Source organism: Methylobacterium sp. Leaf102 (genome assembly GCF_001422425.1).
GTDB lineage: Bacteria > Pseudomonadota > Alphaproteobacteria > Rhizobiales > Beijerinckiaceae > Methylobacterium.
In genome coordinates, this window is sequence record NZ_LMMX01000013.1 from 39,972 (window position 1) to 48,887 (window position 8,916).

Consider the following 8,916-nt stretch of genomic DNA (forward strand, 5'->3'; position numbering starts at 1 on the left):
CCCGGCCCCCATCCGGTGCAAAGGCGAAACGGCGCTCCCCGCGCCCCGGAGTTTTGCCGTGAATCCGCGCCAGCCCGACCATGCCATCGATCCCCTGTTCACCGAGCGCTGGTCGCCGCGCGCCTTCACCGGCGAGGCGGTGCCGGAATCCGAATTGCTGCGGATGTTCGAGGCCGCGCGCTGGGCGCCGTCCTCCTACAATTCCCAGCCTTGGCGCTTCCTCTATGCCCTGCGCGACACGCCCCATTGGGCGCCGTTCCTCGACCTTCTCGTGCCGGGCAACCAGAAATGGGCGAAGGATGCGGGGGCGCTGGTCATCCTCGTGTCGAACACGCACATGAAGGTCGGCGATGTCCTGAAGCCCACGCCGAGCCATTCCCTGGACACCGGCGCGGCCTCGGCCAACTTCCAGCTCCAGGCCATCCGCCAGGGCTGGCACGTCCACGGCATGGGCGGGTTCGACAAGCCCCGCACCGCGACCCTGCTCGCCGTGCCGGAGGGCAACCACGTCGAGGCGGCCTACGCGGTCGGCCGCGCCAAGCCCCGCGAAGACCTCACCGAGGAGGAGCGCGAGAAGGAGGTGCCGAACGGGCGCCGCCCCATCGGCGACTTCATCCATGCGGGCGGCTTCCCCGGCCACAAGCTCTGAACCCAGCCATGCTGGCGCCCGCCTCCGACTATGCCGGCCTCGTCGCGGGCTTTTCCTGGGACATTCCCGCCCGGTACAACATGGGCGTGGAGGTCTGCGACGTCTGGGGGACGCGCGAGCCGGACCGGCCCGCCATCCTGGCGGTCACGGCGGCGGGCGTCGCCACCACCACGTTCGGCACCCTGAAGGCGGAGTCCGACCGCCTCGCCGCGGCCCTGCGCCGACGCGGCGTCGGGCCGGGCGACCGGGTGGCGGTGCTCCTGCCGCAATCGGCCGCCGTGGTGGTGGCGCATGCCGCCGCCTACAAGCTCGGCGCCATCGCGCTGCCGCTGGCTGGCCTGTTCGGCCCCGACGCGCTCGCCTACCGCCTCGCCGATTCCGGCGCCCGGGCGCTGATCACCGACGCGGCGGGCCTCGCCAAGGTCGCGCCCCTGCGCGCCGGATTGCCGGGCCTCGACCTCGTCCTCAGCCTCGACGGCGCCGGCGAGGGGGCGCTCGCCTATGCCGACCTGCTCGCCGACGCATCGGACGCGACATTCACCCCCGTGGACACCGGGCCCGACGATCCGGCCCTGATGATCTACACCTCCGGCACCACGGGGCAGGCCAAGGGCGCCCTCCACGGCCACCGGGTGCTGCTCGGCCACATGCCGGGCTTCCTGATGATGCACGACTTCCCGCCGCGCCCCGGCGACCGCCTGTGGACGCCGTCCGACTGGGCCTGGGCCGGCGGCCTCCTCAACGCCACCCTGCCGGCCCTGCGCCTCGGCGTGCCCGTGGTGGCGCAGCCGGCGGCGCGGTTCGAGCCCGAGGCGGCGCTGCGGCTCATCGCCGAGCACGCCGTCACCACCGCGTTCCTGCCGCCCACCGCCCTGAAGATGCTGCGCACGGTGCCGGACCCGCGCGGCCGCTTCGACCTGTCGAAGCTCCGCAACATCGCCTCGGCCGGCGAGGCGCTGGGCCCCGAGACCTACGCTTGGGCGCAAGCCGCCCTCGGCCTCACCATCGGCGAGGCCTACGGCCAGACCGAGTGCAACCTCGTGCTCGCCGCCTGCCCCTCGGCCGGCGTGGCGCGGCCCGGCTCCACCGGGCGGCCCGTGCCCGGCCACCGGGTGACGATCCGGCGCCCCGACGGCACCGAGTGCGACGCCGACGAGCCCGGCGAGATCTGCATCGCGCGGCCCGACCCGGTGATGTTCCTGCGGTACTGGAACCAGCCCGAGGCGACGGCGAGCAAGTTTCGCGGCGATTGGATGCTGACCGGCGACACGGCGCGGCGGGATGCAGACGGCTATGTCCACTTCGTCGGGCGCGAGGACGACCTCATCACGTCCGCCGCCTACCGCATCGGCCCGACCGAGATCGAGGATTGCCTGAGCCGCCACCCCGCCGTGGCGATGGCGGCGGCGGTGGGCCGGCCCGATCCCCTGCGCACGGAGATCGTGAAGGCCTACGTGGTGCTGCGCGAAGGCTTTTCCCCCTCCGAGGCCCTGGCGACCGAGATCCAGGCCTTCGTCCGCACCCGGCTCTCGGCCCACGAGTATCCGCGCCTGCTCGAATTCCGCGATCACCTGCCGATGACCACCACGGGCAAGATCATCCGCCGGCAGCTGCGCGACGAAGCGTAAGGCGGCCCACGCGAAGACGGCCGCGGGTTCTCCCACGGCCGTCCGGTCCTAGCGCTCTCGTCCTATCGCTCTCGTCCTATCGCTCTTGCGCGATCAAGCGGGGTCCGCGTACGGCAACCCGTTCATTCAGCAGGACGAGCCGCCCGCGGTCTGGCCGTACTGCATCACCGGGCGGGTCTGCTGGTTGGCGTTGCCGTCGGCGGCCGAGCTCACGGGGCAGCCGAGGAAGGTCGGGCCGCGCTCGTCGACGTACAGGGAGCCGGTGGTCTCGGGTGCGTAGGGCGAATACGACATGAAGCGCGACTGTCCGTCATGGGCCAGCGCCGGCGACATCGCGGCGGCACCCAGAGCAACGGCGGCGACGAGGGCGGAAAGACGCGTCTTCATTTGAGTTCCAGGCTCCCGGTCAAGAACAGACCCGATGTCCGTCTCGATTGTGCTTGCTCAACAAGCAGAGGGGTGCCCGGTTCCGGCAGCGTGTGCTGGACCGCACATGGACAAGACTGGCCTGCGGGACGCGCCCCGGAACTCCCGCCTCATACCAAATCCGGTTGATCGCTTCGCAATGCGGATTTGGGCTTCGCTCAGGCGCCGCGCGGGCTGCCTGATACTGTCCCCGAATGGATCATCCGGAGACAGTATCAGAAGTCCCGCTGCACCCGGGCCCGGACCTGGACGGCGTCGACGCTGGAGATGGTCGCGACGGGGTTGGCCGGGTTGTCGACGAAGGCGGCGTTCTGGGCCGGGAACCGGCTGAGGTCGAGGACGCGCCCGGATTGCATGCCGTAGCGGGTGTAGATCGCCTCGACGCCGATATCGAATTCCTTGACGGGGGACCAGATCAGGTTGGCGCCGACGACGAAGCGGTAGGAATCCCGCAGCACCTGGTTCAGCGCGAAGAACCGCGTGCCGGGCAGGCCCGGCCCGGTGCCGGTCACGCCCGAGGCGAGGCCTTGCGCGGCGCGCGCGCCCGGCGCGAACGTCATGGTGCCGTAGGAGCCGAAGGCCGCCGAGCGCACGGACGGCGTCCAGTAATGCAGCAGGGCCGCCGTCACCGAGACGCTCGTGGAGAGTTCGAGGCGATTGGTGAGCGGGTTTAGCACCGCGTCGTTGAGGAACTGGGTGAACGGCGCGCCCTGGATCGCCGTCGCCGATTGGGCGTAGGGGCCGACATAGGCCGGCAGGCCGGTGTAGAGGGCCGTGCCCTCGCCGTAGGCGGCCTGGAGATAGACCGTGTCGCCGGGGGCGAGTGCGGCCAGGTTGACCTTCACGCCGCCCTGCACGGCCCAGCCATAGGCCGAGGGCGCGCGGCCGGCGTCGCGGCTGTTGAGGGCGGTGGCGGGCGCGCCCAGATGGGTGCCGAGATAGGCGTCGCGGGCGAGCACGCCGGGGCTGACCTCGTGCAGGGCGGCGGAGCCCTGCAGCGTTCCCCAGGTGTCGTCGTAGCGCAGCACGCCGACGAGGTCGGGCACGCGGCTGCGCTGGGCCGACTCGACGAAGCCGATGCCCGTGGGCGTGCCGTCCGGGTTCGCCCCGACGAAGACCGGCGACACGGCCCGGGGCGCGAACCCGCCGTCGAGGCCCGGCACCAGGGGCCGGGCGTTCTGGGTCGAATAGACCGCCGTCTGGCGGAAATGCGGATCCTCCACCGACAGGGTGGTGGAGAAGCCCCGGCCGAGCTTCGCCGTGTAGGCCGCGAGGTTGGTCGACGGGATGTTCGAGCCCATGGACGCGACGATGAACTCGAAATCGTGGGCGTAGAAGTCGAAGAACGACGAGGCCCGCCCGGCGGTGAGGCCGGAGAACTGCACGAAGGCCTTGTCCAGGGCCACCTGCTGCTGGACCCGGCCGGCGGTGTCGACGCCGGTGGCCGGGAACGCGTTGCCGATCCGGTTGAACGCCCCGGCATGCATGGTGGCGAACCCGGTCCGGCTCCCGACATCGATGCGGGTGAAGCCGCGCAGGGCCCCGTAATCGGTCTGGGTCCGGGCGTCGAAGTTGATGCGGGCGCGGGCTTGGTAGCCGCTGATGTCGCCGGCCGAATTGCGGCTGTAGGCGTTCTGGAAGGCATACTCGAACCGCGCCCGGCCGGAGACCCGCAGGCAGGTGTCCGTGCCCGGAATGACGAAGAACCCCGTCCCGGGGGTCGGGCAGATCCGGACATGCGCGTCCGTGCCCGTCCTGCCCTCGTCCGTTTCCCGGCCCGGCCGCTCCGCCGCCGCCGCCGGGACCCCGATCATCCCCACCACGCCCGCGAGCAGGCTCGTTCGTACGCGTGTCATGCCCTGTCCCGTGCGGTCCAACCCAAGACGGTCTGCAACCCAAGACGGTCTGCAATCCAAGACGGGTCATAGGATCGTCGCGCGCCCCGGCCTCGTGAAGGCCGATTCCACGATCTGGCCATGCGACGGCAAAGGAGTTAGATGCGTTGCGAGGCTAAATCAATCCGATCGATGCCCTATCGATTTGCAAAGAATCGGCTTAATGGGGAAGAATATTTCTTATGATCGCGCTTCTGTCGTGCGGGATTAATTCGATGCGTGAGACGTGAACTATTGTAGCCTCGACGCAGTGTGGCTGTGCTTGTGGGGTGGTGTCGCGTACGGGGTCGCCTGGCCTCGGCTCCACCGGCCTCGGATCGATCGGAGACCTGCCGCGCGGCTGTCCCGGCGCGGGCGTGCGTGGCTTCGGGCCGGCCCGGGGCCGGTCCTCCCGGCGGGTTCGCGGGCTGCTTCTCCGGTCTCCGGCCCGGGAAGGATCGCCCCTGTGCAGGTGCGGATCGATTTTTATGATGCGGGGAAGATCACGATCCCCTAGTGATCAGCTTCCGCATGAATCTGGACTCAATTTATGATACATAAGTTCGATGACGCGCAACTTTCGCCGCGATGATGATTTAACGAGATCCGGTCCGATAGCGGCGAGCGATCCGTGTGTCCTTCGGTCGTGGGCCGGAGGAACGTCTTGTCCGTGCCGCAATCATCGGCCGGGCGTCCGCCAGTGGTTTGGGGGCGGTCGGTGCTATCGTCGGCTGGCCGCTCGATTGGATATCGTCCGCGCGGCGAAGGATTCTCAGCACCGTGTTCGGGAATTTTCCGGAATGACGTGTTGATGCGGACGGTGCTCACGACGGAAACCATCGCGCCGCATCTGAGGTTTCGGCTGTGGCAGGAGATGCTCCTCGACCGCATCGGTCCGGTCGAGCAGAAACAGATCGACGATCGGCCGTTCCAGGGACGGATCGAGACCGCCGATGTCGGGGACATTCGGATCACCCGGGTCGCCGAGAGCGGGCTGCGGACCGAGGTGACGCCGGCGACGCTGCGACGGCGGGACGACGCCGGGACGGTGTTCGTCCTGATCCAGCTCGCGGGCCGGTCGAAGAGTTCGCAGGATGGCCGCGACGCGGTGCAGGGGCCCGGCGACATCATGGTGCTCGGCGGGCGACCCAACGTCCACCTGTCGAGCCACACGGATCGGTCGCTCGTCCTGGAGTTGCCGCGGGAGCGCCTCGAAGACTTTCTCGGCCCGACGAAGGTCTACACGGCTTTTCCGGTCGGGCCGACATCGCCGGGCGCCCTGCTGGCTGCGAATTTCTTCCAAGGCCTGTCGGAGATGACCGACGATCTCGCCCCCGAGACGGCCGGTCGCCTCTCCAAGATCGGCGTCGATCTCATCGTGGCGAGCCTGGCCGAACGTCTCGCACAGGAATTGCCGCAGGATCTCTACGGCACCGTCATCATCCAGCGCGCCAAGGCCTACGTGGAGGAGAATCTCGCGGATCCGACCCTCGACCCCCGCCAGCTCGCCGCCGCGATGGGCCTCTCCCTGCGCCGGCTGCAGGAGCTGTTCCACAAGCAGGGGCAGCACATCTCGGACTGGATCTGGGAGCGCCGGCTCAGGGCCGCCGGACAGCGCCTGAGCGATTCCGCCTGCGGCCACCTCGCCATCGCGGTGATCGCGTATGGCTGCGGTTTCTCCAATTCCGCCCATTTCAGCCGTCGCTTCAAGGACCGCTTCGGCCTGACGCCGCGCGAGTATCGCTCCGCCGCCCTGGGGGGCCCGACCCCGTGAGGCCCCGGCGCGGCCCGCAAGGCCCGTCGCGTACTAGGACGGGGGCTGCCGTCGCGCCGCCGCGCGCCTGTACGCGCTCGGGGACAGGTCGTAGCGCTCTTTGAAGCGACGCGAGAAATGGGCCTGGTCCGCAAAACCGCAACCGTAGGCGATGGCCCCGATCGACACCGGAAGGCCGCCCGGATCGCTCAAGCGGGCCGCGGCCACCTCCAGGCGGCGTTGCCAGATCCAGTCGGAGATGTTGCGGCCGCGCTCGTGAAACAACTCCTGGAGTCGCCGGAGGGATACGCCCATGGCCAGCGCCAACTCCGCCGGCGTCAAGGTCTGCTCTCCGAGATGCGCCTCGACATACGCCTTCGCGCGTTGAACCAGGACCGTTCCGTAGAGGGGCTTCGGCGTTTCGAGGGCCATGCGTTCGGCGATGCTGGCCACCAGGAGATCGACACCGATGGAGGACATCCGCGCCGCCGTATCGGGCGTGAGCGTGTGTTGCAGGGTGATCAATTGCTTGAAGAAGCTGACCGCGAGGGTCGTGCTGGCCAAGCCGGCATCGATCCTGAGGGCGCTGTAGAGGATCGCGGGTCCGAGCAGGTTCTCGATGCGATCGCGATTGATCTCGACCACGAGCGACTGGGTCGGCGCTTTGAAATCCAGGCGAACCGGCTGCGATCGGTCGACGATGACGATGTCGCCCGGGTTGTGGATCAGGGACCGGTCGTTCTGCGCGCTCGCCGCTGTCCCGGACAAGCGTATCGTCGCCGAGAGGGTATGCTGCTTGCCGTGCCGCCTGATGTTCGTCGGCGTCACGTCCGTCGTCAGGGCTCCGAACGTCGATCGGGTGATGAGGACACCCCCCATGTCCGCCGCTTCGAGCGTGCCCTCGAACGGACCGTCCCCACTCTTCCGGGCCTCGCTCGGGATCAGGCGCTCGTAGGAAACGTCGCGCCAGAGGTCGAATTTGCGATGGAGCGGGACGTTCTTCGTCGTGACCAAGAGCTTCATGCCCGGGCTCCACAGCCGTTTTCCGATCCAAGACTATCCCGTGTCCCGCGCCGGGAAAACGCGGGTCGGTCGATGCTCGTGCGCCGACTGCGACGGCCTTGTTGAGCTACGAGATCGATTCGATGGAACGACGGCGGTCGGATGGATCCGCTCCCACCGTCGAGTCCCTCCGAGATCGGCAGGCTTTTTCGGGATCGGCAGGCTTTTTCGGGATCGGGATGCCCCTCGGGGATCGGAGCGGCTCCCGGCCGAGAGGAGCGCGCACGGAGGCTGGTCCACGCGCGTCCGGACGATGACCGTATGTCCGACCTCGCGCACCGGCAGCGTTGGTCCATCCGCTCGTGGACCGAACCGTCGGTTCTCGCCCCTGGCTGTGTCAAAACGCCGATGATGGTAGCTTTCTGCTGGTCGACCGGAGGCTGGCATGGGACGGTTTGTTGTCGGTGCCGAGCGCGATCAGACGACGCTGTTTCCGCCGTGTCTTGAAGACTGGATCGCCGAGAACAACCCTGTCCGCGTGGTCGATGCCTTCGTGGATGCGCTGGGTCTTGGTGCGCTCGGCTTCGCGGGCGTCGATGCGGCACGGACGGGACGACCGGGCTACCATCCCGCAGCCCTCCTGAAGCTCTATGTCTACGGCTATCTCAACCGGGTCCCGTCGAGCCGGCGTCCGGAGCGCGAAGCGGGCCGCAACGTCGAGGTCATGTGGCTGACGGGTCAGCTGTCGCCCGATCACAAGACCATTGCCGAGTGCCGCCGTCAGAACGGACCGGCCATCGGGCGTGCCTGTGCCCGTTTCGTCGCCTTGTGCCGCGAGATGGGCCTTCTGACGGGGACGCGCGTCGCGATCGACGGCTCGAAGTTCAAGGCGGTCAACAACCGCGACCGCAATTTCACACAAGGCAAGCTCGACCGGCGTCGCAGCAGATCGAGGAGAGCGTGTCGCGCTACCTCTCGCAGCTCGACACGGCCGATCGTCAGGATCCCACACCTGAACTGGCCGCCAAGGTGGTGCGGCTGAAGGAGAAGATCGCCCGCCTCGGGCAGGAGATGAAGCGGTTGGCCGGCCTGGAGGAGCAGGTGAAGGCGGCGCCCGACCGGCAGATCTCTCTGACCGATCCCGACGCGCGATCGATGGCAACCAGCGGGCGCGGGTCGGGCATGCCCACCGTTGCACCACGGTGGAGAAGGGTCTGACGCTGCATCGTCACTGGACGAATGCTTGCTCGGCCTGCCCGATGAAGACGGACTGTACGAATGGCAATGAGCGCCGGGTGACGCGCTGGGAGCACGAGGACGTGCTGGAGACGGTGCAGCGCCGCTTGGACGGCGACCCGCTGGCCATGCGGGTCCGGCGCGAGACGGTCGAGCATCCCTTCGGCGCGCTCAAAGCGCGAATGGGGGCCACGCACTTCCTGACCAAGACGCTGCCGCGCGTCTCGACCGAGATGGCGCTCTGAACCGCCCCGGGATTTCCGGAGGCTCCAACTCTTGAGAGACTGGAGCCATGACAAAGCATATCCCACCCTTCTCCCCTGAGGTCCGCGAGCGGGCGGTCAGGAT

Annotated in this window: 6 protein-coding genes and 1 pseudogene; 4 read left to right on the top strand and 3 right to left on the bottom strand. The window is 68.7% G+C overall.

Features of this window, described 5'->3' with window-relative positions; genetic code table 11:
* The first annotated feature begins 58 nt into the window (after positions 1-58).
* On the top strand, positions 59-649 hold the full coding sequence (locus ASF27_RS10330; RefSeq protein ID WP_056171021.1) for a nitroreductase family protein: 591 nt from the start codon (positions 59-61) through the stop codon (positions 647-649).
* A gap of 8 nt (positions 650-657) precedes the next feature.
* Positions 658-2,277: an AMP-binding protein gene (locus ASF27_RS10335; protein WP_056359826.1), complete on the top strand. Its 1,620-nt coding sequence runs from the start codon at positions 658-660 to the stop codon at positions 2,275-2,277.
* Positions 2,278-2,403: 126 nt separating this feature from the next.
* Here ASF27_RS10335 and ASF27_RS10340 read toward each other — a convergent pair whose 3' ends face one another.
* Complete coding sequence (locus tag ASF27_RS10340) at positions 2,404-2,664, bottom strand: hypothetical protein (protein WP_056264797.1); 261 nt, start codon at positions 2,662-2,664, stop codon at positions 2,404-2,406.
* Between the two features lie 254 nt (positions 2,665-2,918).
* Positions 2,919-4,559: a porin gene (locus ASF27_RS10345; protein WP_244480972.1), complete on the bottom strand. Its 1,641-nt coding sequence runs from the start codon at positions 4,557-4,559 to the stop codon at positions 2,919-2,921.
* Positions 4,560-5,388: 829 nt separating this feature from the next.
* Here ASF27_RS10345 and ASF27_RS10350 point away from each other — a divergent pair.
* Positions 5,389-6,351: a helix-turn-helix domain-containing protein gene (locus ASF27_RS10350; RefSeq protein WP_056359832.1), complete on the top strand. Its 963-nt coding sequence runs from the start codon at positions 5,389-5,391 to the stop codon at positions 6,349-6,351.
* Positions 6,352-6,384: 33 nt separating this feature from the next.
* On the opposite strand, the gene ASF27_RS10355 is transcribed toward ASF27_RS10350, so the two are convergent.
* Positions 6,385-7,353, bottom strand: coding sequence for a helix-turn-helix domain-containing protein (locus tag ASF27_RS10355; protein ID WP_056359835.1), 969 nt, complete (start codon positions 7,351-7,353; stop codon positions 6,385-6,387).
* A 424-nt stretch (positions 7,354-7,777) separates the two neighbouring features.
* Between ASF27_RS10355 and ASF27_RS23090 the strand changes: the two are divergent.
* Positions 7,778-8,810, top strand: a pseudogene (locus ASF27_RS23090) (transposase); the annotation flags it as partial.
* Positions 8,811-8,916 lie beyond the last annotated feature (106 nt).

Excerpts from the sequence above, each read along its gene's own strand:
- ASF27_RS10345 (WP_244480972.1), bottom strand. The coding sequence starts at position 4,559 with ATGACACGCGTACGAACGAGCCTGCTCGCGGGCGTGGTGGGGATGATC.
- ASF27_RS10340 (WP_056264797.1), bottom strand. The coding sequence starts at position 2,664 with ATGAAGACGCGTCTTTCCGCCCTCGTCGCCGCCGTTGCTCTGGGTGCC.
- ASF27_RS10350 (WP_056359832.1), top strand. The coding sequence starts at position 5,389 with ATGCGGACGGTGCTCACGACGGAAACCATCGCGCCGCATCTGAGGTTT.
- ASF27_RS10335 (WP_056359826.1), top strand. The coding sequence starts at position 658 with ATGCTGGCGCCCGCCTCCGACTATGCCGGCCTCGTCGCGGGCTTTTCC.
- ASF27_RS10355 (WP_056359835.1), bottom strand. The coding sequence starts at position 7,353 with ATGAAGCTCTTGGTCACGACGAAGAACGTCCCGCTCCATCGCAAATTC.